This is a genomic window from Arthrobacter sp. NPDC055138 (assembly GCF_053607305.1).
Genome location: NZ_JBSGTH010000002.1, coordinates 401268 through 426895 on the forward strand (window position 1 = coordinate 401268; position 25628 = coordinate 426895).

Below are 25628 nucleotides of genomic sequence, written 5' to 3' on the forward strand. Positions count from 1 at the left end.
CAACTCCGCATCAGGCGTGGCCGGCGGCCCGCATCTGCCGCAGGTCCTTCTTCAGGTCGGAGACCTCGTCACGCAGCCGGGCGGCCAGCTCGAACTGCAGTTCCGCTGCCGCGGCGTGCATCTGCTCGGTCATCTGCGCGATCAGCTCGCCCAGGTCCTCGGCCGGCGCTGCGGCCAGCCCGTCGCGGCGGATCTTGTCCTTCGAGACGGCCGCGGAAATCCCGCGTTTGCCCTTGCCATAGTCGAAGTCCTTCAGCAGCTGCTGGGTGTCGGCGTCTTCGCGGGCCAACTGGTCGGTGATGTCCGCGATCCGCTTGCGCAGCGGCTGCGGGTCCACACCGTGCTTCTTGTTGTGGGCCACCTGGATCTCACGGCGCCGGTTGGTCTCCTCGATGGCGTTGGCCATCGAGTCCGTGATCTTGTCCGCGTACATGTGCACCTGGCCGGAGACGTTGCGGGCGGCACGGCCGATGGTCTGGATCAGCGACGTGCTGCTGCGCAGGAAGCCTTCCTTGTCCGCATCGAGGATGGCCACCAACGAGACTTCGGGCAGGTCCAGGCCCTCGCGCAGCAGGTTGATGCCCACCAGGACGTCGAAGGTGCCCATCCGCAGTTCCCGGAGCAGTTCCACGCGGCGCAGCGTGTCCACGTCCGAGTGCAGGTACTGCACCTTCACGCCGTGCTCGTTGAGGTAGTCGGTCAGGTCCTCGGCCATCCGCTTGGTCAGCGTGGTGACCAGGACGCGTTCGTTCCGCTCCACCCGTGCGTTGATCTCGCCCAGCAGGTCGTCGATCTGGCCCTTGGTCGGCTTGACGATCACTTCGGGATCCACCAGGCCCGTGGGCCGGATGATCTGCTGGACATAGCCGTCGGACTTGGACAGCTCGTACTTGCCGGGCGTGGCCGACAGGTAGACCGTCTGCCCGATCCGCTCCAGGAACTCGTCCCATTTCAACGGCCGGTTGTCCATCGCGGACGGCAGGCGGAAGCCGTAGTCCACCAGGTTGCGCTTGCGGGACATGTCGCCTTCGTACATCGCGCCGATCTGCGGCACGGTGACGTGCGATTCGTCGATCACCAGCAGGAAATCGTCCGGGAAGTAATCCAGCAGGCAGTGCGGCGCCGTGCCCGGACCGCGGCCGTCGATATGCCGCGAGTAGTTTTCGATGCCGTTGCAGAACCCCATCTGCTGCATCATTTCCAGGTCATAGGTGGTGCGCATCCGCAGCCGCTGCGCCTCCACCAGCTTGTTCTGCGACTCCAGCACCTGCAGCCGGTCGCGCAGTTCGTCCTCGATGTCCCTGACCGCCCGGCTCATCCGGTCCTCGCCGGCCACATAGTGCGATGCCGGGAAAACGTACATTTCCGTCTCATCGCGGATGATCTCCCCGGTGACCGGATGCAGCGTCTGGATCTGCTCGATCTCGTCGCCGAAGAACTCGATCCGTACGGCCAGTTCCTCGTACATCGGGATGATCTCCACGGTGTCGCCGCGGACCCGGAATGTGCCCCGGTGGAAGTCGACGTCGTTGCGGGCGTATTGCATGGCGACGAACCGGCGCAGCATGTCGTCCCGGTTCATTTCGGCCCCCTTACGGAGCGTGACCATGCCGGCAATGTATTCTTCCGGCGTGCCCAGACCGTAGATGCAGGACACGGTGGCCACCACGATGACATCGCGCCGGGTCAGCAGCGCGTTGGTGGCCGAGTGGCGCAGACGTTCGACTTCCTCGTTGATGGAGGAGTCCTTCTCGATGAACGTATCTGTCTGGGCCACGTAGGCTTCCGGCTGGTAGTAGTCGTAGTAGGAAACGAAGTACTCCACGGCATTGTTCGGCAGCAGCTCGCGGAACTCGTTGGCCAGCTGGGCAGCAAGCGTCTTGTTCTGCACCATCACCAGGGTGGGCCGCTGGACCTGTTCCACCAGCCAGGCGGTGGTGGCGGATTTGCCGGTGCCGGTGGCGCCGAGCAGCACCACGTCCTTCTCCCCGGCCTGGATCCGTTCGGTCAGCTCCTTGATCGCCGTCGGCTGGTCGCCGGCAGGCTGGAATTCACTGACCACCTCGAAGGGCGCTACGACGCGATTGATGTCCTGCGCAAGACTCATGCGATTAACCGTAGACCCGATTCCGGTCAGCGTGGGTCCTGAATCGCTCTGGGCCTAATCGGTCCCTGTGCTCCGCGCACCGTCCGTCTACCGTTGCCGCCCACGGCCGCGTGCGGTAGATCTGTCCATGCACTCGACCACCAACGGAAGGCACACCATGGACCCGTTCCGGAGCTACCCCGAGGGCGTGACGTCGTGGATCGACGTCGAACCTCAGGACATTGAGAAGGCCAAGGACTTCTACGGCGGGCTGTTCGGCTGGACCTTCGCCGACGCGACGCCGCCGGGTGTCTCCCCGCGCTACGTGATCGCCCAGTTGGACGGGCGCGACGTCGCCGGCCTTGGCGAAGGCGCGGCGGGCGGCACCGATCCCACGTGGAACACGTACGTGGCGGTCGATGATTCCGAAGCGGCGGCAGACAGGATCCGCGCCGCGGGCGGACGAGTACTCTCCGGCCCGGCCGATGCCGGGGAAGGCGGCCGCGCCACGTTCTGTGCCGATCCGGCCGGCATCTTGTTCCGGCTCTGGCAGGCAAGGCGCCGGCCGGGTGCCCAGATTGTCAACGTGCCGGGAGCGTGGAACTTCAGCGACCTGCATACCGCCGATCCTGCCGCGGCCTCAGACTTCTACGGACAGGTTTTCAGCTGGCAGTTCGACGACGTCGGCTTTGGCAGCATGATTCGCGTTCCCGGCTATGGCGACCACTTGCAGGCGACCAGTGATCCGGACATTCGCGAGCGCCAGTCGGGTATCGCTGCTCCCCCGGGCTTCGCCGATGCCATCGGCTGGCTCTCGGACGTGCAGCCCGGGGAGGCACCGCATTGGCACGTGGCGTTCGCCGTCGCGGACCGCGATGCGACAGCGCTCGACGCCGAACGCCTCGGCGGGAAGGTACTTGACCGGACCGACACGGACTGGACGCGGGATGCCGTGATCAGGGACCCGTTCGGAGCCGTCTTCACCGCCAGCCAGTTCACCCCTCCGTCCGGCTGACTCGCCGCGCCGGCGACGAGCCGCGCCGGGGTTATCCGCCGAAGCTATCCGCCGAGGGCGGGCGGCTTCCATCCGGTGGCCTCGGCCCACCGATTCATCTGCGGGTCCGCCACCTGGCTGAACCAGTCTTCCTTTGCGCGTGCGTAGCGGCCAGCGGAGGCGTCGGAAGCATGCAGGCCGGCCAGCCGCCGCTTCTCGGCCAGGTAGGCCTCGGCCGCGCCGGGGTCGGCCCGCAGCCAGTCCCTGAACAGCAAGGCAAAGCGCCAACCCGGCGAGCCCGCCGCCCGGATATGAACATTCACGGGCCGGCCCGGATCGGCATTTCCGTGCAGCCGCTTGGCCCAGTCCCCCGGCTCCGGATGCTGCGGTTTCGCGGTGTCGCGCCAGCTGCCGGGCCAACGAGGGAAGCCCGCCGCGGCCAGTTCCTCGGCGGCGGAATCGGCGTCCGCCATGCTGGCCATCGTGACCTGCAGGTCCAGCACGTCCTTGGCCGGCAGGCCCGGAACCGCGGTTGACCCAATGTGGTCAACCGCCAAAATCCGCGGGTCGGTGCGCCTGATGCGTTCGGCGAGCAGGGCTGCCTGCGCCGGCCATTGCGGCTGCGGATCCAGCAGCACCGGTGGCCCGGTGCGCGGTGCCAGCCTGCCGGCCAGCAGGTTCTGGTTGAAGGGCACCAGCCGCTCCTCCCAAAGGAGGTCCAGCGAGGCCAGCAATTGCTCGCGGGTGCCGGTGTTGTCCAGCACCACGTCGGCGGCGGCCCTGCGGTCGGCAGAAGAGGCCTGTGCGGCCATTCGGGAACGAGCGTCCGCCTCGGTCATGCCGCGGTCTTCAACCATGCGCCGCAGCCGCTCTTCTTCGGGCGCGTCGATGACCAGGACCAGGTGGAAGGAAGGGCTCTGCCCGGTTTCCACCAGCAGCGGGATGTCCTGGACAAGGATTCCGCCCTCGCCTGCGGCGGCTGCCAGCTCGGCCGCCCGCGCGCGGACCAGCGGGTGCACAATCGCGTTCAGGCGTTCGCGTAGGGATGGATCGTTGAACACCATGGCGCCCAGCGCCGGTCGGTTCAGCCAGCCCTCGGCGTCCAGGATCTCCGGGCCGAAGGCTTCGACGACGGCCAGCAGGCCGTCGGTGCCTGGCCCCACCACTTCGCGGGCGATCGCGTCGGCATCGACCAGAGTGGCGCCGAGTTCTGCCAGCCGCAGGGCAGCCAGCGATTTTCCAGCGGCAATTCCACCTGTCAGTCCGATTCTCAGCACGACCTCAGTCTAGCCAGCAGGCCAGGCTGGGCCGGCACCGGAATGAGGCGGTCCGTGCTATTCCTCGTGCCCTTGGTCCGCGCTCATCTGATCCTCGGCGGGCGGCGTTTCGCCCGGCGGAACGCCGCCACCGGGTTCCAGCCCGGTGATGTTCTGGTTTTCGGGATCGGGATTGGCCGAGGCACCCTGGTCGGCCGACACCCGTTCCGCGTCGGTCTTGTCCGTGCCCGGACCATGGTCCTGCTCGTCCTGGATGCGCCGATCGAATTCGGGCTGGTTCTTCGCCATCGCTACACCCTTCGTTGCCGGGGCAGCCGCGCCGGTTCGGGCGGCCACCTCCCGCCAGACTAAGCACGGCCCGGCCGGCCGGACAAGGGCCGCGTGGACAACAGGGCGCCGTTCGTCGAAGCCGGGCTCCGGCCCTCCAGAAGGCGATTAGGCTGGAGGATGTGCCCCCTGAGTCCAACGCCAGCAGCTACACCACCATTGCCGGCGAACACCGCCACGAGATCGAGATAAAACGCTCGCGCTTCATCACCGTGCTGCGCCGTGCAGAGACCGAGGAAGAGGCCCGGAGCCTGGTGACGGATCTGCGCCGCGAATTCCACGACGCCAGGCACCATTGCAGCGCCTTCGTGCTGGGCCCCGATCGTGCCGTCCAGCGTTCCAACGACGACGGCGAGCCCTCCGGCACGGCCGGCATCCCCATGCTGGAAGCCCTGCTCAAACGTGAGACGGCATCCGGGGTGACGGACCTGAGCGACGTCGCCGCCGTCGTCGTGCGTTACTTCGGCGGGATTCTGCTGGGCGCCGGCGGACTGGTGCGGGCCTATTCGGAATCGGTGTCGCAGGCCGTTGGCACCGCCGAGATGGTGCGGCGGCGCCGGATGCGGTTGTTGGCGGCGCCGACCATGCACGCTGACGCGGGCCGCTTGGAGAATGACCTGCGGGCGTCGGGAACCGTTGTGCTGGGCAGCGACTATGGTGCCGCCGACGTGCGGATCCGGCTCGCCCTGGAAGACCAGCCTGATGTCATCGACCGGTTCAAGGACCAACTGGCAGCGCTGACCTCGGGCGGTCCCGCGCCCATTGAGCTGGGGACGGAGTGGGTGGACCTTGGCTGAACACAGCGACGACGCCGCCGACGCCGGAAACCTCCAGCCGACTTTCGACTTTGCCGTGCTCCGGCGCTGGCCGGATGTGGAAGCGGACAACCTGTTCGCTCACGACGCAGCCGACAAGCTCCTGCTGGACACCGCCCAGCCGCTGCTCGCCGGTCTGGAGGGAAGCCGGATCGCGGTGGTTAACGACCGCTACGGCGCGCTGACACTGGCCTTGGCCGCCGCCGGTCTGCAGGGAATCCACGTGGTGCAGGACGCCCGCAGCGCGGAGCGCGCGCTGGACAACAACGCCTCCCGGCTGGGGTTGACGGGCTACCGCCACCACGTGTTGGAGCCGGACGCCTTTGAAGGCGTCCGGCTGGTGCTCCTTCAGCTGCCGCGCTCGCTCGACGAACTGGAAGAGATCGCCGGCTGCATCGCCGCGGCCGCTTCCCCCGATGTCACGGTGCTGGCCGGCGGCCGGGTCAAGCACATGAGCACCGCCATGAACGCCGTGCTGGCCACATCGTTCTCCTCCGTGACTGCAGGCCTGGCGCGGCAGAAAGCGCGGATCCTCACCGCCTCCGGTCCGCTGCCGTCGGCAGGCGGGCGCTTCCCTCGCACCGAAGAGCACGGCGTCGGCCTCCCGGCTCCGCTGCGGCTGGTCGCCTTCGGCGGCACCTTTGGCGGGCCCAAGGTGGACCCGGGAACGCGGTTCCTGCTCCCCTTGCTCAACGGTGCCCGGCAGGCCGAGCGGGCGGTGGATCTTGGGTGCGGCAATGGCACGATCGCCGCCTACCTGGCCCTGTCCCGCGATGGAATGCGGGTGCTGGCCATGGACCAGTCGGCCTCCGCGGTCAGATCAGCGCGTGCCACCGCCGAGGCGAACGCGGTTACGGACCGGGTGGAGGTGCGGCGTGATGATGCCCTGTCCTCGCTGCCCGCCGCTTCCGAACAGCTGATTGTGCTTAATCCACCGTTCCATATGGGCAACACCGTCCATGCCGGCATTGCCCTGAAGCTCTTCGCCGACGCCGGCCGCGTCCTCGCCCCCGGCGGAGAACTGTGGACGGTGTGGAACAGCCATTTGGCCTACAAGCCGGCGTTGAACCGGTTGGTGGGGCCCACCCGGCAAGTGGCGCGCAACCCTAAATTCACGGTCACCGTCAGCACCAGGGACTGACGCGGCTTAGCGCTCGATGCCGTAGTAGCGGCGCAGCTCCGCCTCTTCCTCCGGGGTCAGGCCTTCGGCGGCCGCCGGCGAGGGCGAGTCTTTGATGATGTTGTCTGCAGGGCGTGGACGTCCACTTCTTCCGGCATGATGTGTCTCCAATCCGGCCAATGGCCTGCCGCGGGGCTTTCCCACACCGTAGTGCAGTGTCCCGTTTTTTTGATGGCTCGAGGGCGAAGCGGCCGCGGAAACCACCAAGACCCGCGCCACGGCCGCGGGTCGAAAGCGGCTTCCCCGGGCCCAGATCTCGATGAGCCGGAACGTGTGCCAATAACGGCGCAATAACGGCGCGATAACGGGGCCGGAGGTTCACTGAAAGGGCATTGCAAACTTGCAGCTTCATGGGGTTCTTGGGGAGAACAGCGATGCTCACTGATCCGACCCGCCATTCTGTGGCGACCCTCGTGACAAAGCTCATGTCAGGGGAACGAGGGATACCATGCCGATCATTAAGGATCCGCACCTGTTTAACGAGCAGAGTCTGTTCGTCGACTTGGAAGGGATGCTGGGCCGCCGCCTCTACCTGAAGATCGAGGGCTTCAACTTCGCCGGCTCGATCAAGCTCAAGCCCGCGCGGGAAATGGTCGAGCGCGCCGAACGGGAGGGGCTGATCGGCCCCGACTCCACCCTCATTGAGTCCTCTTCGGGGAACCTCGGCGTCGCGCTCAGCATGATCGCCGCCAGCAAGGGATACCGCTTCGTGTGCGTGATCGATCCGCGCTGCAACCCGGCGACCCGGCAAGTCATGGAGTCGCTCGGGGCACAGGTGGACCTGGTGACCGAACCGGATCCCGTCGACGGTTTCCTCGGGGCCCGGCTCAACCACGTCCGGGACCTGTGCGCGTCCGACGAGCGGTACATCTGGCTCAACCAGTACTCCAATCCCGGCAACTGGGGAGCGCACTACCGTTGGACCGCCCCCGAGATCTCCGATCAGTTCCCCGAACTGGACGTGCTGTTCGTGGGAGCCGGGACAACGGGAACCCTGATGGGTTGCGCGAAGTACTTCCGCGAGCACCGGCCCGATGTCCGGATCGTCGCGGTCGACGCCGTGGGATCGGTCTCGTTCGGTGGCAAGCCGGCCACCCGCCTGATCCCCGGCCTCGGCATGAGCGTGCGGCCGCCGCAGCTCGACGAGTCCTTCATCGATGAGGTGGTGATGGTCGAGGAGCTGGACACGGTGCGTGCCTGCCACCGCCTCGCGGCGGGCGGGTTCATGCTCGGCGGTTCCACCGGGACTGTGGTCCACGGCGCCTTGTCCTGGCTTGCCGACCACGACGCCCAGGACGCCACGGCGGTGGCCATCTCGCCGGACTTGGGCCGCCCATACCTGGAAACCGTCTACGACCCGGACTGGGTGCTCGACCACTTCGGGGCCGAAGCGCTCGCCACCGCCGAAATGACGGTGGCCCCGGACCGACGGTCCGAGCCGGCGTCGGGACGTCGGAACACGGCACCCGTGGCCGATTCCGTCGCCACCGCCTCACTAAGGAGCTTTGTGCAGTGAAACTGCCCGTAGACGACCTGAAGGGGTCTCCGCTGGCCACGGGCGCGGGCGTTGCCCTGGAGCGCCGGCTGGCGGAACTTCTCGCATCGGTCGTTCAGAAGGACGATGTCCCGGTGGACGCCAACTTCTTCCTGGAGCTGGGCGCGGACTCGCTGGTGATGGCGCAGTTCTGCGCCCGCGTGCGCAAGCAGCCGGACCTTCCAGCGGTGTCGATCAAGGACATCTACCAGCACCCCACTATCTCGGCGCTGGCCGCGGCCCTGGCACCGGCGGAAGAGCCGCCGGCGACGGGGCAGGGACAGGTGCAGAACCGGTTGGCGGAGGTGCTGTCCGGCGTGCTCGGCATCGAGCAGGTCCCGGTGGACGCCAACTTCTTCAACGATCTGGGCGCTGACTCGTTGGTCATGGCGCAGTTCTGCGCCCGCGTACGAAAGCAGCCGGACCTGCCAGCCGTGTCCATCAAGGACATTTACCAGAACCCAACGATCACGGCGCTGGCCGCGGCCCTTGCGCCGGCGGAAGAGGCCTCGGCAACGATGCAGGTGCAGCACCGGCTGGCCGAAGTGCTTGCCGGCGTGCTGGACATCGAGCAGGTGCCGGCGGATGCCGACTTCTTCCACGATCTGGGCGCGGACTCGCTGGTGATGGCGCAGTTCTGCGCCCGCGTGCGCAAGCAGCCGGACCTCCCCCAGATCTCCATGAAGGGGATCTACAGCAACCCGAATATCTCCGCGTTGGCAGCGGCCTTGCAGGTTCCTCCGCAGCAGGAGAAAGACCCGGAGCCCTCGCCCACCGTGGCCTCCGTGCCGGCCACGCCGCCGCCCATGGACGCGCGGACGTGGGAGTATGTCGCCTGCGGCGCCCTGCAGGTACTCGTCTACATCGGCTACTGCGTGTTCGCCGGCTTCATCATGGTCGTGGGGTATCTGTGGTTGTTCCCGGACGCGTCGTCGGGTAACCACGACTGGGTGAGCCATGGAACGCCCTTCTGGGAGCTCTACCTGCGATCTATCGCCTACACCGCTGCGACGTTCGTCGTCATGTGCATCCTGCCGGTGGTCGCCAAGTGGATTTTCATCGGGCGCTTCCAGCCCAAGGAGATCCGCATCTGGAGTCTGGCCTACTTCCGGTTCTGGCTGGTCAAGGCATTGATGCGCACCTCTCCGCTCTCGCTGATGGCCGGTTCGCCGCTGACGACCTTCTACTTGAGGGCCATGGGGGCGAAGGTCGGCCGCAACGTGATGATCATGACCAACCGGCTGCCGATCTGCACCGACCTGCTGACGATCGGCGAGGGGACAGTGATCCGCAAGGACGCCATGCTCAACGGATACCGTGCCCACGGCGGCGTCATCCAGTTGGGCGGGGTGACGCTGGGCCGGGACGTGATCATCGGCGAGGGCAGTGTCCTGGACATCGACACGGCGATGGGTGACCGCTCGCAGCTGGGCCACCGGTCCACGCTCTACACCGGCCAAACCGTGCCCGACGGCGAACGCTGGCACGGTTCGCCAGGCAGGCCCGGGGCTGCGGACTACGCCACGGTCGAGCCGACGCCCTACCGGCCGTGGCGCCGGGGATGGTTCGCCGTTTCCCAGCTGCTGGGCACGGTCGGGCTGGGCCGCACCATGTGGGGGCTGGTGATCACGCTGATTATCCTGGCGGACCCGAACGTCGCGGCCCTTCTGGCGACGCACGAGTGGGCGTTCGGCGGCTGGATCTTCTACGCGGACGCCGTGGCCTACGCCGGCCTGGGCGTCATCGGTGGAACGATCGTGGCGCTGGTCCTCATCACCACCGTGCCGCAACTGCTCCAGCTCGCGCTGAAGCCCGACAGGGTATATCCGCTGTTCGGGCTGCGTGACGCGGCGGCACGCACGGTCGGCAAGATGACGAACAGTCCCATGCTCGGGCAGTTGTTTGGCGACAGCTCCTACGTCGTGAACTACGTGCGGGCCATCGGGTACCGCCAGCCGGAGGTCCAACAAACCGGCTCGAATTTCGGCACGGGGTTCAAGCACGACAACCCGTTCCTTTCGACCATCGGCACCGGCACGATGATCGCCGACGGGGTGTCATTCATGAACACGGACTACTCGGCAACCTCGTTCAAGATCAGTGGGGTGGCGATTGGTGCCCGCAACTTCCTGGGCAACGCCGTTCTGTACCCCGCCGAAGCCAAGACCGGGGACAACTGCCTGCTCGCCACCAAAGTCATGGTCCCGGTCGACGGACCGGTGCGCCAGGACGTGGGCCTGCTCGGATCGCCGGCGTTCGAGATCCCGCGCTCAGTGCTGCGGGACACCCTCCCCGAGGAGCAGAGGAGCCGCACCGAGCTCCGCCGGGACCTGGCGGCCAAGAACGGCCACAACCTGCGCACCATGGCGCTCCTGATGCTGGCGCGGTGGTTCAACGCCACGGTGGCCCTGCTGGTGATGTTCGCCGGCCTCGAGTTGACCGACCAATTCGGTTTCCTTGCGCTCAGCGCGTCGTTCGTCGTGATGCTCGTGCTCGGCGTGCTGGTCCCCATCGGCCTCCAGCACGTTGCGACAGGATTCCGGCGGCTGCAGCCCCAGTTGTGCTCCATCTACAACCCCTACTTCTGGTGGCACGAGCGGTACTGGAAACTGCAGGCCCAGAGCCGGTACCTGGCCGTCTTCAACGGAACACCCTTCAAACCGCTGATCTGGCGTCTGCTGGGCGTTCGGATCGGCTCCCGGGTCTTCGACGACGGCCTGGGGATCGTCGAACGGTCCCTGGTGACCATTGGCTCCCGCTGCACGATGAACAACGGCAGCGGTATCCAGTCTCATTCACAAGAGGACGGGATGTTCAAGTCCGACTACAACGTCATCGGAGACGATGTCACGCTCGGCGTCGCAGCCTTCGTCCACTACGGCGTGACCATTGAAGACGGTGCCGCCGTCGCCGTCGACTCCTTCGTCATGAAGGGGACGACTATCCCTCGGGGAACCCTGTGGGGTGGCAATCCGGCCGAAGAGGCCCTTGCCGCCGCTACGTCCCCCGTCGCACTGGAAAGGCCCGTTTCATGACCACGACCACTGCGCAGACCTGCCGCACCGCCGCCGACCACGCGCCGGGCCCGGAAATCGACCGGACCGCGCCAGCGGGTGCCGCGCCGACCGCGATTCCCCGGTGGACGCAGGACCGCCGGCCGGGTCAGGGGCGGGTAGAAGTGGCGGTTCCCGAGGACCTGCGGCGGTCCGTGCGGACACTAACCCGGACGCTGGACGCGCCCTCGGCATCCATCTGGCTGGCGGCACATGCAAGGGTGCTCCAGGCGCTGTCCGGCGAAACAGAGGTCACCACTGGCTGCAGGGACGCGTCGGGAACCTGGGCCTGCGAACTCGATCTGGGACAAGGGTCATGGCGGGCTCTGGTCTCCGCGGCGCACAACCGCCAGGTCCGAGCCGGCGCGGAGCAGTCCGGTCCCGGGCAGGCTGGTTACCAGGCGGCCACGCCAAGCTACGAGGTGGTATTCGACGCCGTCCCGGACGACGATCCCGACCTGCCGGAGGGCCTCGTCCTGGGCGTGTCCATCCGCGACGCCGCGGGTGGCGACGCGTTGCGCCTGGACTACCGGCGCGACGTCCTCGACGAGGACGCAGCCCTCCGGATCGCCGGTTATCACCTGAATGCACTCCGCCATCTGGTCGCCGACCCCGAGGCGGAACCCAACGAGGCCGACCTGGTCGATCCCGACGAGCGGCGGCTGCAACTGGAACAGCTGGCCGGACCCGAGCGGCCCCGGCCCCAGCGGCGCTTCCATGAGCTGTTCGAGGAGCGTGCCCGGCAGCATCCCGAGCGCATCGCGGCTGTCCAGGATGAGCGCGAGTGGACGTACGCGGAGCTGAACGCCCGCGCCAACCGGATCGCCCGCTCCCTGCACGCGCACGGTCTTCAAGCGGAGGACATCGTGGCAGTGGTCGCCGAAAGGGACCTGGAGTGGATGGCCGCCGTCGTCGGCATCCTCAAGGCCGGCGGTGCCTACCTTCCGATCGAACCGCACTTCCCCGCCGACCGAATCGCCAGAACGCTCACCCGGGCCGGGTGCCGGGTGGTGCTGACCGAAAGTGGCAGCACCGCCACGCTCGACGAGGCACTCGACGGGATGCCTGCATTGACCAAGCTCCTGTTCGAGGACGTCGAGGCCGAAGGGCACACCGACGACGACCTCGGCGTGGACGTGCGGCCGGACCAACTCGCCTACGTCTACTTCACCTCGGGCTCCACCGGCGAACCGAAGGGTGCGATGTGCGAGCACGACGGGATGGTGAACCACCTGTACGCCAAGATCGAGGACCTGGGGATCGGCTCCGGCGACGTCGTCGCCCAGAGCGCCCCCCAATGCTTCGACATCTCGCTGTGGCAACTGGTCTCGGCCCTGCTCGTCGGCGGCCGCACACTCATCGTCGGGCAGGACCGTATCCTCGACGTCGAACGGTTCGTCGACACGGTGGAACGGGGTTCGGTGGCGGTATTCCAGGTCGTCCCGTCCTATCTTGATGCCGTAGTGGCGTACTTGGGCGGCAATCCCCGTGCCATGCCGCACCTCCGCTGCGTCTCGGCGACCGGCGAGGCCCTGAAACGTGAGCTGGTCCACCGCTGGTTCGAGGTGATGCCGAACGTCAAGCTGGTCAACGCTTATGGATTGACGGAAACCTCGGACGACACCAACCACGAGGTGATGAGCGCGGCGCCCGCAGGCGACTCCGTGCCGCTGGGTCCGCCGATCGCTAACGTCCGGATCCACATCCTCGACGAGCGGCAGCGGCTCGTACCGCTCGGGGCGCCGGGTGAGATTGCCTTCTCCGGGGTCTGTGTGGGTAGAGGCTACATCAACGATCCGGAGCGGACGGCTCAGGTGTACTCCACCGACCCCTATGCGGACGGAGCGCGGCTCTACAGTGCGGGCGACTACGGCCGCTGGTCCCCGGACGGCAAGCTGGTGTACCTGGGCCGGCGGGACAACCAGGTCAAGATCTCCGGGTTCCGCATCGAGATCGGCGACATTGAGAACGCGCTGTTGCGGGTGCCCGGCGTCCGCGACGGCGCCGTCGTCGTCGGTGAGGGCGCCGGACAGTCCAAGTTCCTGGTGGCGTTCTATTCCGGCCACCGGCCGCTCGAGGTCGACGAAATACGCAGCGAGCTGGTCGCGCGGGTGCCGGTCTACATGGTGCCGTCGGCCTACAGATGGCAAGAGAGCCTGCCCCTGACCGGCAACGGGAAGATCGATCGGAAGGCTTTGACCCGTATGGCACGGGAGGTCGTTCCCGAGGCCGGGGCTGTCACGGAAGCCCTCTCGGCCACCGAGCAGCGGCTCGCCGAGGCATGGGCGACGGTGCTCGGCCTCCCGGCAGGCCGGATCGGCGGACAGGATTCGTTCTTTGCGCTGGGCGGCACTTCGCTGTCCGCCGTGAAGCTCGCCGTCCTGCTCAAGCGTGCTGTGTCGATCAAGGACATCATGCAGACACCCGTCCTGGCGGACTTGGCGACTCTGCTCGAGGCCTCGTCGCGGGCGGACCTTACTGTTCCGCCCGCCCCGCGTCCGGCGGAAGCCGGCACGGAGCCCCGCTCCATGGCGCCTGCGGCAGGACAGGTTGGCCACTCCCACCCGCTACCCGTGAAAGGAAAGGACCTCTGATGTCGTCTCAATCACCCAGGATCCAATTCGACGTGGAACGCCAAGCCGGCCGGACGCCGATGCTCACCGTCGAGTACGGCCACGACCCCGTGCTGTGGGCCGAACAGAACCGTGAGGCGCTGCGCGCGGCGGTGGATGATCAAGGCGCAGTACTGGTCCGCGGCTTGGGCCTCCGTGATCCAGCCGAAGTGGCCGATGCCTTCCAGCGGCTGGTCTCAGGCGGCCTCATGCCGGACCGGGAGGCTTTCGCCACCCGGCAGCCCTACCTGGACGGCGTGTATTCATCCCTCACCTGGCCCGCGAACCAGCCGATGTGCATGCACCAGGAACTCAGCTATGCGCTCGAGTTCCCCGGTCTGATGCTCTTCGCCTGCCTACGGGCACCCAGCGTCGGTGGGGTGACCGGTGTGGCGGACGCCAGCGCCGTGCTCGACGCCATACCCACGGACATCGTCCGGCGCTTCGAAAGCGAGGGGTGGCTGCTCGCCCGCAGCTACAACGAGGACATCGGCGCCTCCTACGAAGAGGCGTTCGGGGTCTCCGACCGCGCCGACGTCGAGAGCTACTGCCGCGCGCACGAGATCGAGTTCGAGTGGCAGCCAGACGGGGAACTGCGGACCAGGCAACGGCGCCCTGCCGTGGTTCGGCACCCGGCGACCGGCCAACGCTGTTGGTTCAATCAAGTCGCATTCCTAAACGAATGGACGATCGCGCCCGAGGTGCGGGAATACCTGGTGGACGTCTACGGCCCCGACGGTCTGCCGTTCAACACCCGCTTCGGCAACGGCGATCCGATCGGCGAGGACATCGTCGCCCTCCTGAACGAGATCTACGAGGCCCACACCCTTCGGACCCCCTGGGAACCGGGGGACCTCATGCTGGTCGACAACGTCCGCATGGCCCATAGCCGCGAGGCGTACGAGGGACCTCGGGAGATCCTCGTCGGCATGGCCGAGCCCCGCAACATCTTCGATCTCGATACCCACACCCAGGACGGTGCACCATGACAGAGTTTGCCACTCCCCCGGTCACAGCGGCCTCCGAGCCGAAGACGGTTCCGCCTTTCGCGGTCATTGCAGGGGCCCAGGTGCAGCAGGTGCTCCAGGGGCGGGAGAAGCAGGTCGTCGAGTTGGTCGAGCAGACCTACCGGGTGCATGCAGCCGGAGACTCGGTGAATCCCCCGTCCTACTTCCTGCGCTTCCCGGACCGGCCCACCTCGCGCATCATCGCTCTGCCGGCTTCGGTCGGCGGAGAGGTGGAGGTTGACGGCATCAAATGGGTCTCCAGCTTCCCGGACAACGTGGCGTCGGGGATTCCGCGGGCCTCGGCGGTGTTGATCCTCAACGACCAAGCGACGGGCTACCCCTTCGCGTGTATGGAGAGCTCCATCATCAGCGCCTCCAGGACTGCTGCATCGGCCGCCGCCGCTGCGGACTGGCTGAGCCGCGGCCGCGGGCGCCCCCGGCGCATCGGGTTCTTCGGCGTTGGCCTCATCGCCCGCTACATCCACACCTTCCTGAATGCGACCGACTGGTCCTTCGACGAGATCGGGGTGTTCGACCTCTCGGCCGAGAGCGCGGAGGGTTTCAAGGGTTATCTCGAACGCAGCGGAACCCAAGCCAGGGTGACCGTGCACGGCGGCCCCGAGCAGCTGATCAAAAGCAGCGACCTCGTCGTGTTCGCCACGGTGGCGGGCGAGCCGCACGTGCAAGACCCCACGTGGTTCGCGCACAACCCGCTAGTGCTGCACGTATCACTGCGCGACCTCGCCCCGGAGATCCTGTTGGCGTCCACCAACATCCTCGACGACGTCGACCACTGCTTGAAAGCCGGCACGTCGGCGCACCTCGCGGAGCAGATGGTCGGCCACCGGGACTTCGTCGACGGCACCTTGGCCGACGTCATGGAAGGAAAGGTCTCACCGGCGGACGACCGTCCCGTGGTGTTCTCGCCGTTCGGCTTAGGCGTGCTCGACTTGGCGGTCGGCAAGTACGTCTACGACGAACTTGCCAGCAGGGGGCAGCTGCAAGTGGTCGAGGACTTCTTTTCCGAACTGCGTAGGTATGGCTGACCCGGCGGCCAACCACGTTCATCGATTCGCACCCACCGAGGAGTAACACAATGCTCTCGTTAGCGCAGATGCTGGGGAATGTGTCCCAGGCACACGCCCAGTCCCCTGATGACTGGGCTCAATCGGTCACAGATGTCCTTCGGGACGCCGCGATCTACCATCAGGCCAGAAACGGCTTCTACCGTGCCCAATGTGACGCGTTGGGAGTCGATCCCGCCGCAATCAGCGACATCAATGACCTGCGCGACCTGCCCCTGTTGCCGGTCGGCATGTTTAAGCGTCCCGACTCCCAGGTGCTGCTCACCTGCTCCCTGGCCGACGTCGAGACCGAGACCCGCTCCAGCGGAACCCACGGGGTCCAGTCCGTCGCGCGCCGCAACAGCGAGACTATGACTCGGGCGCTGGTTGGCCTGATCGGGACCTATCGGGAGTTCTTCAACTTGTCCGGCGGCGCCGGCCTTTTCTTGAACCCAACGGACGCCGAAGCCTCGGAGATGGGTCTGCTCAAGGACTTCAACATCCTGAACAGCGTCTTCGACTACCACGCCTACCTCGTTGCCGACCAGGCGTTCGACGCCAGAGCGGCCTTGGAGCACTTGCACCGGTGGAAGGGCCATATGACCCGGCACATCATCGGTCCGCCGTTCCTTATCGGGCGGCTCCTCCGGTTCCTCGAGCAGGAGAAGATCAGCGCGCGATTGGATCCATACAGCATGATCATCACTCTGGGCGGATGGAAGCGGCACACGGCCGAGGCCCTCCCTGCCGATGGCTTTTGGGAGCGCTGCCACGACCTGCTCGCCGTACGCCCGGGGAACGTGCGCGACATGTACGGGATGATCGAGTCGAACATGCTCGCTGTCGAATGCCACCTGCATCGCAAGCACGTCCCGCCGTGGTGCTACATCTCCATCCGGGACCCCGGTCAGGTCGGTAAGGAACTCGCTGCGGGGTGCACCGGCACCATCGCCATCCTGGACGCCCTCAACACCAGTTACCCCGGCTTCCTTCTCACCGACGACGTGGGCAACGTTGAGACCGGCACCTGCGGCTGCGGGCGAACCGGCCAGGTCATCAACTTCCGCCGTAGGGGGCAGGGCAGCGGGCTTGGCAACTGCCCCGTCAGCATCGAGCGCTACCTCGACTCTCGCAGCACCGCCAACGAGGAGGCACCGGCTCTCGTGAAGGCCTGAGTTTGCGTAGCCTCAGCCGGCGCCCTGCTCCGTTGCCGCGCCCGTGGCGAGGCCGCCCTCGATGCCGCCCAGCGAGAAGGTCGCGCTGATGAGCGTTTCGGTCATCTGCTCCAGCATGGCCATGTCCACATTGTCGATGGTGTCGCAGTCCTGGTGGTAGCACTCGTCGTACTGGTCCCCGGCCTGCCCGCCGAACGTAAGCGCCTCGGCCTCGCTCTTGGTCCCCGCGTCACCGGTGAACAGGCCTCCGGCCGGGATGCCGCGTTTAACGAACGCGTCATAGTCCGAATCCTCGATGAACCCAAACGGCAGCGCCTCGACCCCCTCGCCGCGCAGGATGTCCACGAACGCCTGTTCGACGGCGCCCGACCCCTCGGGCCCGGCCTCCTCGCTGTCCGAGCCGTCGCCGTCATAGACGAACACCACTCCGTTCGGCGAGCCGACCACGTCCACGTTCAGGTACGCCACGTGCGCGGCGGCCTCCGCGCCGGAGAGCTCCTCGACGTAGTGCTCCGATCCGTGCATTCCGTCCTCTTCGCCGCCCCAGAACGCGAACCGGATCCTATCCCGCGACACGGCGCCCTGCTCCCCGAGCCGCAGCGCGACCTCGAGCACCGCGGCGACCCCGCTGCCGTTGTCGTTCAGACCGGGACCCTCCTCGACCGAGTCCAGGTGCGCGCCGAGCACCAACACGCCTCCCGAGCCACTGCCTTTGTCGGTGTCGCTGCCTGTATCGGCCAGGATGTTGAACGCGTCCACCGGGTTGCGCCGGCCATAGCTGAACTCCTGCCGCCGAGGCTCGTACCCCGCCGCGCGCAACTGCTCCTCGACGTAGGCCGCTGACGCCTCATAACCCCCGGTGGCGTCGGCCCGGTTCCCGCCGTTCGCATCCGCCGCTGCCTGCAACGCCTCCAGATGCCGCGCCAGCCCACTGGGCTTTACCACCTCCCGCACGAACGACGGGTCCGGCGGGGTATCCACCTGCACAGGCGGCCGCGGCTCGTCCGCACAGGCGGCAACGCCGCCGACCAATGCTGCGCACAGCGCGACGGCCCACAGCTTGGTGCGGTGATGAGGATAATTCTGTAAACGCTGCGGAACGGATCCTGCACGGACCATGTTGACTCCCCCGAAGTCTGCGTCCTGACGGGCGCTGGTGGGCTCATGCTACGCCCCGGAGGTGCGCGGAGGAAGAACTAGTTGCCCGAATTAACCGCCGCCGAGCCGGCGCAACAGCAAGGAACCCCCGCACCTGACAGGTGCGGGGGTTCCTTGAGCGTCGGATGGTTCCGACGCCGTTGACGCAGTGTTACGCGCCGGTCAGCTTCTCGCGCAGTGCAGCCAAGGCTTCGTCGGAAGCCAGGGTGCCGCCGGTGGAGGCCGGAGCCGCCGGGGCGTCGGAGGAGTAGCTGGTCGGAGCGGCCTCGGACTCGCCCGGAGCCTGGGCTTCCTCGGCCAGCGAAGCAGCAACCTGCTTCTTGTGCGCTTCCCAGCGGGCCTGGGCGTCAGCGTACTGCTGCTCCCATGCGGCGCGCTGTGCTTCGTAGCCTTCGAGCCACTCGTTGGTCTCCGGGTCGAAGCCCTCCGGGTACTTGTAGTTGCCCTGCTCGTCGTACTCGGCAGCCATGCCGTACAGAGCCGGATCGAACTCGGTGCCCTCGGGGTCTACACCCTCGTTGGCCTGCTTCAGCGACAGCGAGATGCGGCGGCGTTCCAGGTCGATGTCGATGACCTTCACGAAGACCTCGTCATTGACGGAGACAACCTGCTCGGCCAGCTCCACGTGGCGCACGGCCAGCTCGGAGATGTGGACCAGGCCCTCGATGCCGTCTTCGACGCGAACGAACGCACCGAACGGAACCAGCTTGGTGACCTTGCCCGGGACGATCTGGCCCAGGGCATGGGTGCGGGCGAAGGTCTGCCACGGATCTTCCTGGGTGGCCTTCAGGGACAGGGACACGCGCTCGCGGTCCAGGTCCACCTCGAGCACCTCGACGGTGACTTCCTGGCCAACCTCGACGACCTCGGAGGGGTGGTCGATGTGCTTCCAGGACAGCTCGGAGACGTGCACCAGGCCGTCGACGCCACCCAGGTCCACGAAGGCACCGAAGTTGACGATCGAGGAGACGACGCCCGGACGGACCTGTCCCTTCTCCAACTTGTTGAGGAAGGTGGAGCGGACCTCGGACTGCGTCTGCTCGAGCCATGCACGGCGGGACAGCACCACGTTGTTGCGGTTCTTGTCCAGCTCGATGATCTTCGCTTCGATCTGCTGGCCGATGTACGGAGCCAGGTCGCGCACGCGGCGCATTTCGACCAAGGAGGCGGGCAGGAAGCCACGCAGGCCGATGTCGAGGATCAGGCCACCCTTGACAACCTCGATGACGGTGCCGGTAACAACGCCGTCCTCTTCCTTGACCTTCTCGATGTCGCCCCAAGCGCGCTCGTACTGAGCACGCTTCTTGGACAGGATCAGGCGGCCTTCCTTGTCTTCCTTGGTCAACACCAGGGCTTCGACCTCGTCACCGACGGCGACTACATCGCCCGGGTCGACGTCGTGCTTGATGGAAAGCTCGCGGGAGGGGATGACACCTTCGGTCTTGTAACCGATGTCGAGCAGAACTTCGTCGCGGTCAACCTTGACGACAGTGCCTTCGACCAGATCGCCATCATTGAAGTACTTGATGGTTGCGTCGACGGCTGCGAGGAAGTCTTCAGCGGTACCGATGTCGTTGATGGCGACCTGCGGGGTACCGGGCTTCTCGGTGGAGGTGATGGTCATGTAGTAGGGGCTCCGATGTGGATAGTTTTCTGAGTTCCGTGACTGCCCTGCCTCCCGGCGCACAACAGCACTCAACCGCTGCTGCCCGTGGGATGCCTTGCCGTTTACGGAAACGGACTGATGTATTTTGGTGTAGCTGATGGAGCCTGCCCTCCATGGAAGGGGCTCTCCATACGCATTACGCGCCCAATAAGTCTAGCCGGTCAGCCCAATTCGGGCAAAGCCGGTCAGAAATGGGTGATGCAGTACGGAAGGGTGTCCGTGGCGAACAAGCTGTCCAGCCGGTCCACCGTCTCCGCGGATGCCCCGGAAAAGTGCCCGGCCGCCGCCAGCGTCCTGGCTTGGACCGCGCCGAGGAAGAGTGAGCCGAGCGAGTCCACCGGCAGTACGGCGTCGACGTCGGCGTCCGCGGCCAGCCGGTCGACTGTTCCGCGGCCGTCCTTTACGGTGAGCCGGTAGGCGCCGCCGCAGATGTCCAACGGATCGCTGATCCGCAGCGTGCAGGCGCCGTCGTGAAGGTATGGGCGGGCTTGCAGGACGGTCGCCGGATCCAGCACGCGCAGCCACAGGACGTCCTCCGCCGCCTTCACCTCGTATCCGCGGCTGTCCGTCAGGCCCCAGGCCAGCGGATCCTGCTCCGGGCAGAGCGGGAACTGGATCCGCTCCACCAGATCCAGTGATCCTAGGTAGCGCCATAGTTCCAGATAGGCGTCCTGGCTGGCGGCGACCAGGTCGATCACTTTCACGGTGTATGGCTTGTTGTCCCAGCCGGCGAAGCGATAGCTGACGTAGCCGTCCGGGCGACCATCGCCGTCGTAATGGACCGCCGTGCGCACAGACTTGTCCTCCGACGCACTGTCCTGGCTCCAGCGGCCCGAGACGCGCAGGGCGTAGCTGGCCTGGCGGCCAATGGAGCCCGGAACGCGGGCGTGGAACCGGTTGAACAGTTCCGGCGCCAATTCCTGGAGCGAAGCCGGCTCGGCCAGCTCCATGGTGCCGGTCGCCGGGGCCCGCAGGCCGAACCGCTCCCTGACGTCGATCTCCACCTCACGAGTGAACGTGGCGGCGCCGAAGCCGAACCGGCCGTAGATGGTGGCCTCGGAAGCCGTCAGCGCCGCCATCGCCAGCCCACGGTCGGCCGCCTGCTTCAGGTCGTCGGTGATCATCCGCCGCAGCAGCCCGCGGCGGCGGTGCGTTGCCCGGACGGTCACGGCGGTGATGAGATGTGCGTCCATCAGCCGCCCGCCGCCAACATTGAGGGTATTGACCATGGTGGCGTAAGTGGCCACGGGTACTTGGTTGTCCCACACGCCGGGGCGCGGCGAATCATCATAGGCGCCCCAGAGGACCCGCCGGTCGGTGCCGTAGGCCTTGCTGTACGCGGCGACGTCGGCCGGATCCGGCTTCTTGTCGTAGAAGCCGAAGCTGACTGCCTCGAACCAGCCGAGCGTCTTGGCGTCGGGTACTTCGCCGTCCAGCCCGGCGGCAAACTGCTCAATGCGGAGGTCGTTTCGGGTGTCCTGCATGCGGGTGGTCACGGTTTGTGAGCCTAGCTGCCAGTGCGCCGCTCCGCCAGAGCACACCGTGCTCCGCAGCCGCCGCGCCGACAAGCCCGAGGTGCAAGACTGGGCAGGTGCCGGATCATTCAACGCTGCTGAACACCGGTCCCGTTGTCTGGGTGCTACTGGTTGCCCTGCTGGGCGTTGCCGCCACCGTCGGACGGACCGTGCTGGGGATTCCCATCAGGCAGGTCCTGCTGGCCGGAACCCGGGCACTCGCCCAACTGGCCATCGTCGCCGTCGTCATTTCCCAGCTGGGCAGGTCTGGCTGGCTGGCCGCAGCCTTCCTGCTGCTGATGCTGGCCGTTGCCTCTTGGACCGCCGCACGCCGCATCGGTGACACCGCCGTCTGGCGGGCGGCGCTCCCCATTGCCGCCGGAACTGTGCCGGTTGTCGGTTTGATGTTGGTAACCGGGGTTCTGCCGCCGCAGCCCTTGGCCTTGGCGGCCGTGGTGGGCCAGCTGATCGGTGGCTCGATGACCGCCACGAATCTGGCCGGCCGGCGGCTGAGCCAGGAGCTGCAGGCGCGGTCGGGGGAAGTCGAAGCCGGGCTGGCCCTCGGGCTGCGGGGCCGCGCCGCCAGATCGCTGGTGGCCCGGCCGGTGGCAGCCGAAGCGCTGCTGCCGGCGTTGGATCAAACCCGCACGGTTGGCACGGTCACCTTGCCCGGAGCGTTCGTCGGCCTGGTGCTAGGGGGCGCATCGCCGCTCGACGCCGGCCTCATCCAACTGGTGGTTCTGGTATCGCTGCTCGCGGCCGAAGCAATTGCGGTTTCCGTCACGGCGTACCTGGCCGAGGGCGGCCTGCTCGGGCCGCCTCGCCACACCCGAATGAATCAGACCGGCTAGTGGCCGGCCTCCTGCCAGTTGGCGCCCACGCCCACCGAAACATCCAGCGGCACGGACAAGTCTGCGGCACCGCCCATCTGGGCCCGCACCAACTGCTCCACCTGCTCCCGCTCCCCCGGGGCCACTTCCAGCACCAGTTCATCGTGGACCTGCAGCAGCATCCGGGACTTCAGCCCTTGGCTTTCCAGCTCTTGGGCGACGCCGAGCATCGCCTTCTTGATGATGTCAGCGGCGGAACCTTGGATCGGCGCGTTAAGGGCCGCCCGCTCCGACATCTCGCGCAGCTGCCGGTTGTCGCTGGCCAGGTCCGGCAGGTACCGGCGCCGGCCTTCGATCGTCGAGGTGAACCCGTCAACTCTGGCCTGGTCCACCACGCCGCGCAGGTAGTCGCGGACGGCGCCGAACCGGGAGAAGTAGTCCTTCATCAGCGTCCGGGCCTCGTCCACCGAGATGTTCAGCTGCTTGGACAACCCAAACGAGCTCAGTCCGTACACCAGGCCGTAGGACATGGCCTTGACCTTGGCGCGCATCTCGCTGGTCACATCCTCGGGCGCGACGCCGAAAATGTGTGCGCCGACGAACCGGTGCAGGTCCTCGCCGGAGCGGAAGGCTTCGATCAGGCCCTCGTCGCCGGACAGGTGGGCCATGATCCGCATTTCGATCTGCGAGTAATCCGCGGTCAACAGCGTCTCGTAGCCCTCGCCGACGACGAACGCTTCCCGGATGCGCCGGCCTTCTTCCGAACGGACCGGAATGTTCTGCAGGTTGGGGTTGATCGAGGAGAGCCGTCCGGTGGCGGCCACGGTCTGGGCATAGGTGGTGTGGATCCTCCCATCGTCCGCCACCGTCTTGCGCAGGCCTTCCACCGTCTGCCGCAGCTTCGTGGCATCGCGGTAGGTCAGCAGCTGGACCAGGAACTCATTGCCGGTCTTCGCGAACAGATCATTAAGTGCGTCGGCGTCGGTCGAGTAACCGGTCTTGATCTTCTTGGTCTTGGGCAGGCCCAGGTCCTCGAACAGCACGGCCTGCAGCTGCTTGGGCGAGCCCAAGTTGATTTCCTTGCCGATGATGCCGAAGGCTGCCGAACTGGCGGCGTCGATGGTGACCGTGAAGTCGTCCACCAGCCGGTCCAGCGCGCCGGCGTCCATCGCAATGCCAGCCAGTTCCATCCGTGCCAGCACCAGCGACAGCGGCAGGTCCAGCCCACCCATCAGCTGGTTGGCGCCGCGCTCGACTAGCTGTCCGGCAAAGTGCTCGCTCAGCTGAAGCGCCGCGAACGCCTGCACCACCGCGGGACCGGCCTTGTCATCCTCGGTCAGGCCAAGCTCCAGCTGACCGCTGGCGGCTGCATCCGGGGCCGCCACGGACATCTTCAGGTGGTACTGGGCCAGGTCAGCCAGTTCGTAGCTGCGGCGGTCGGGCTGGATGAGATAGGCCGAAATGGCGGTGTCATCCACCACCCCCAGCAACTCGAGTCCTCTCCGCGAGAGCACCTTGTAGGCGTACTTGAAGTCGTGGACGACCTTCGGCGCGTCCAGGTCGGACAACCAGTGTGCCAGCAGCTGCTCGGCCTCGGCGTCCAGCGCGGCCAGCGGCACATAGGCCGCTCGTGCGTGGGCCACCAAAGCCAGCCCGACGGCGTCGTCCCCGCCTCCCGCGGTTTCCGCCACAAGCTGCAGGGCGACGTTCAGCTGGTTGGTCTCCGCCAGCCACTCCTTCAGCGCAGCTGCTTCCGAAATCACCTGATGAGCAGGTGCATTGACCTCGGTCTCACGCACGGCGTCTTCCTCGCCGAAGAGGTCGAAGAGCCGCTTGCGCAGCGTGTTGAACTGCAGGGCATCGAAGAGTTCCTCGATAGCGGCGCGGTCGGGGTGCTGCAGCACCATGTGTTCCAGCTCCACCGGCAGCTCCAGGTCCCGCAGCAGGTGGTTGAGCCGCCGGTTCCGCTTGACCGAGTCCACGTTGGCGCGCAGGGATTCGCCGACCTTGCCGCCAATGGAATCCAGGTTCTCCAGGATGCCGTCCACGCCGCCGTACAGGTTGATCCACTTGGCAGCGGTTTTGGGACCCACGCCCGGAACGCCGGGCAAGTTGTCGGCCGTTTCGCCGACCAGTGCGGCCAGATCGGAATAGCGCTCCGGCGGGACAAAGTATTTGGCCTCCACCGCAGCGCTGTCCATCGGCGGGATGTCGCTGATGCCCTTCTTCGGGTACAGCACGGTGACCTTTTCGGTGATCAGTTGGAAAGCATCGCGGTCGCCGGAGACCACCATGACTTCCCAACCAGCGTCTTCAGCCTGGGTGCTGAGCGTGGCGATGATGTCATCGGCTTCGTAACCGTCAAGGGTGACGGTGGGAATCTGCATCGCCTCCATCACTTTGACGATCAGGTCCACCTGGCCGTGGAATTCCTCCGGAGTCTTGTTCCGGCCGCCCTTGTACTCGGCGTACTCCTGCGTGCGGAACGTGGGGGTGTCAAGGTCGAAGGCCACCGCAACGTGGGTAGGTTCGCGCTGCTCGATCATCTTGATCAGCATGGAAGTGAAACCGTAGACCGCATTCGTATGCTGGCCGGTATCCGTGGAGAAGTTCTCCACCGGCAGCGCATAGAAGGCGCGGAACGCCATGGAATGGCCATCGATCAGCAACAGGCGGTGAGGGCCGGAAGATGCGCCCTCTACGCCGGTCAGCGGAGCCCCGCCGGTGTCCAAAGTGGCTGTCGCTGCGTCCGGTTTGTTAGATTCACTCACACCTGCCAGCCTAGTTCCCATGAGCGACAAATTCACACCCGACGGCGGTGTGCCCGAACACGTGCAGGCCTCCGCCGGGGCGACGATCGCAGAACTCGTCGATGCCGGTGTGCCGGAACACCTGCACCGCTGGCTCGTGCATACCGGCGTCGGCCCGCTGGTGGTCAAGATGGGCATCGTTTTCAGCGAAATGACCCCACAGCGCATCGTCGCCAGCATGCCGGTGGAGGGAAACACCCAGGTGGCGGGCATCCTGCACGGCGGCGCCCACGTTGTGCTGGCCGAAACGCTCGGTTCCTTCGCCGCGGCGCTGCACGCAGGACCGGGCCGCCACGCCGTCGGGATTGAAGTTGGCGCCAGCCATCACCGGTCTGTTTCATCCGGACTGGTCACTGGAACCGCGACGGCGATCCAGCTGGGCCGGTCCCTCACGGTCCATGAAGTGGTGATGACTGACGACGAGGGACGGCGCCTCTCCACGGCGCGGATCACCAATTTGATCCGCGACAACCGCTGAGGAAGCACACCGGGGAATACGCATGTGAAATTACGACATGCTTCCGCG

The 25628-nt window shown here is 66.6% G+C and carries 19 protein-coding genes; 11 read left to right on the forward strand and 8 right to left on the reverse strand.

The genetic code is table 11. The features are described from left to right. Nucleotides 1-10 precede the first annotated feature (10 nt). Nucleotides 11-2107 carry an excinuclease ABC subunit UvrB gene (gene uvrB / locus ACWF5H_RS07025; RefSeq protein ID WP_364650104.1) on the reverse strand — a complete coding sequence of 699 codons (2097 nt, stop codon included), beginning with the start codon at nucleotides 2105-2107 and terminating at the stop codon, nucleotides 11-13. Between the two features lie 127 nt (nucleotides 2108-2234). On the opposite strand from uvrB, the gene ACWF5H_RS07030 reads away from it, so the two are divergent. After that, nucleotides 2235-3101: a VOC family protein gene (locus ACWF5H_RS07030; RefSeq protein WP_452035796.1), complete on the forward strand. Its 867-nt coding sequence runs from the start codon at nucleotides 2235-2237 to the stop codon at nucleotides 3099-3101. Between the two features lie 44 nt (nucleotides 3102-3145). Here the strand turns inward: ACWF5H_RS07030 and coaE are convergent, their stop codons facing one another. Both coaE and ACWF5H_RS07040 read right to left on the reverse strand, forming a co-directional pair. Further along, entirely contained in the window at nucleotides 3146-4357 is a 1212-nt protein-coding gene (gene coaE / locus ACWF5H_RS07035; protein ID WP_452035798.1) for a dephospho-CoA kinase, read from the reverse strand. Nucleotides 4358-4414: 57 nt separating this feature from the next. Next, complete coding sequence (locus tag ACWF5H_RS07040; protein WP_452035800.1) at nucleotides 4415-4645, reverse strand: DUF6480 family protein; 231 nt, start codon at nucleotides 4643-4645, stop codon at nucleotides 4415-4417. Between the two features lie 152 nt (nucleotides 4646-4797). Between ACWF5H_RS07040 and ACWF5H_RS07045 the strand changes: the two genes are divergently transcribed. Next, on the forward strand, nucleotides 4798-5481 hold the full coding sequence (locus ACWF5H_RS07045) for an IMPACT family protein (RefSeq protein ID WP_452036066.1): 684 nt from the start codon (nucleotides 4798-4800) through the stop codon (nucleotides 5479-5481). Continuing rightward, nucleotides 5474-6640 carry a class I SAM-dependent methyltransferase gene (locus tag ACWF5H_RS07050; RefSeq protein ID WP_452035801.1) on the forward strand — a complete coding sequence of 389 codons (1167 nt, stop codon included), beginning with the start codon at nucleotides 5474-5476 and terminating at the stop codon, nucleotides 6638-6640. Before ACWF5H_RS07045 ends, ACWF5H_RS07050 begins: the two co-directional genes overlap by 8 nt. Before the next feature lie 6 nt (nucleotides 6641-6646). Here ACWF5H_RS07050 and ACWF5H_RS07055 read toward each other — a convergent pair whose 3' ends face one another. Further along, nucleotides 6647-6790: a hypothetical protein gene (locus tag ACWF5H_RS07055; protein ID WP_452035802.1), complete on the reverse strand. Its 144-nt coding sequence runs from the start codon at nucleotides 6788-6790 to the stop codon at nucleotides 6647-6649. A 337-nt stretch (nucleotides 6791-7127) separates the two neighbouring features. On the opposite strand from ACWF5H_RS07055, the gene sbnA reads away from it, so the two are divergent. Genes sbnA through ACWF5H_RS07085 form a run of 6 tightly spaced genes read left to right on the forward strand, consistent with a single transcriptional unit; the run spans nucleotide 7128 to nucleotide 17124 of the window. Further along, a complete protein-coding gene (sbnA, locus tag ACWF5H_RS07060; protein WP_452035804.1) occupies nucleotides 7128-8195 on the forward strand; it encodes a 2,3-diaminopropionate biosynthesis protein SbnA in 1068 nt (355 codons plus the stop codon). Next, nucleotides 8192-11248 (forward strand): Pls/PosA family non-ribosomal peptide synthetase, encoded by a 3057-nt coding sequence (locus ACWF5H_RS07065; protein ID WP_452035805.1) that lies wholly within the window; start codon nucleotides 8192-8194, stop codon nucleotides 11246-11248. Before sbnA ends, ACWF5H_RS07065 begins: the two co-directional genes overlap by 4 nt. Further along, on the forward strand, nucleotides 11245-13860 hold the full coding sequence (locus tag ACWF5H_RS07070) for a non-ribosomal peptide synthetase (RefSeq protein ID WP_452035806.1): 2616 nt from the start codon (nucleotides 11245-11247) through the stop codon (nucleotides 13858-13860). Before ACWF5H_RS07065 ends, ACWF5H_RS07070 begins: the two co-directional genes overlap by 4 nt. Beyond that, nucleotides 13860-14867 carry a TauD/TfdA family dioxygenase gene (locus ACWF5H_RS07075; protein WP_452035807.1) on the forward strand — a complete coding sequence of 336 codons (1008 nt, stop codon included), beginning with the start codon at nucleotides 13860-13862 and terminating at the stop codon, nucleotides 14865-14867. The genes ACWF5H_RS07070 and ACWF5H_RS07075 overlap by 1 nt, the downstream gene beginning before the upstream one ends. Then, nucleotides 14864-15931, forward strand: coding sequence for a 2,3-diaminopropionate biosynthesis protein SbnB (gene sbnB / locus ACWF5H_RS07080; RefSeq protein ID WP_452035809.1), 1068 nt, complete (start codon nucleotides 14864-14866; stop codon nucleotides 15929-15931). Before ACWF5H_RS07075 ends, sbnB begins: the two co-directional genes overlap by 4 nt. A gap of 50 nt (nucleotides 15932-15981) precedes the next feature. After that, nucleotides 15982-17124 carry a LuxE/PaaK family acyltransferase gene (locus ACWF5H_RS07085; RefSeq protein ID WP_452035811.1) on the forward strand — a complete coding sequence of 381 codons (1143 nt, stop codon included), beginning with the start codon at nucleotides 15982-15984 and terminating at the stop codon, nucleotides 17122-17124. Between the two features lie 12 nt (nucleotides 17125-17136). Here ACWF5H_RS07085 and ACWF5H_RS07090 read toward each other — a convergent pair whose 3' ends face one another. From ACWF5H_RS07090 to ACWF5H_RS07100, 3 genes are all read right to left on the reverse strand, one after another. After that, nucleotides 17137-18069: a M20/M25/M40 family metallo-hydrolase gene (locus tag ACWF5H_RS07090; RefSeq protein ID WP_452035812.1), complete on the reverse strand. Its 933-nt coding sequence runs from the start codon at nucleotides 18067-18069 to the stop codon at nucleotides 17137-17139. A gap of 364 nt (nucleotides 18070-18433) precedes the next feature. Beyond that, nucleotides 18434-19906: a 30S ribosomal protein S1 gene (gene rpsA / locus ACWF5H_RS07095; RefSeq protein WP_127514615.1), complete on the reverse strand. Its 1473-nt coding sequence runs from the start codon at nucleotides 19904-19906 to the stop codon at nucleotides 18434-18436. Nucleotides 19907-20133: 227 nt separating this feature from the next. After that, nucleotides 20134-21444: a GNAT family N-acetyltransferase gene (locus ACWF5H_RS07100; protein ID WP_452035813.1), complete on the reverse strand. Its 1311-nt coding sequence runs from the start codon at nucleotides 21442-21444 to the stop codon at nucleotides 20134-20136. A gap of 95 nt (nucleotides 21445-21539) precedes the next feature. On the opposite strand from ACWF5H_RS07100, the gene ACWF5H_RS07105 reads away from it, so the two are divergent. After that, nucleotides 21540-22313, forward strand: coding sequence for an ABC transporter permease (locus ACWF5H_RS07105; protein ID WP_452035814.1), 774 nt, complete (start codon nucleotides 21540-21542; stop codon nucleotides 22311-22313). Here the strand turns inward: ACWF5H_RS07105 and polA are convergent. Further along, nucleotides 22310-25084, reverse strand: coding sequence for a DNA polymerase I (gene polA, locus ACWF5H_RS07110; RefSeq protein ID WP_452035816.1), 2775 nt, complete (start codon nucleotides 25082-25084; stop codon nucleotides 22310-22312). The genes ACWF5H_RS07105 and polA overlap by 4 nt on opposite strands. Here polA and ACWF5H_RS07115 point away from each other — a divergent pair. Then, entirely contained in the window at nucleotides 25083-25580 is a 498-nt protein-coding gene (locus ACWF5H_RS07115) for a hotdog fold thioesterase (protein WP_452035818.1), read from the forward strand. The genes polA and ACWF5H_RS07115 overlap by 2 nt on opposite strands. Nucleotides 25581-25628: the final 48 nt, after the last annotated feature.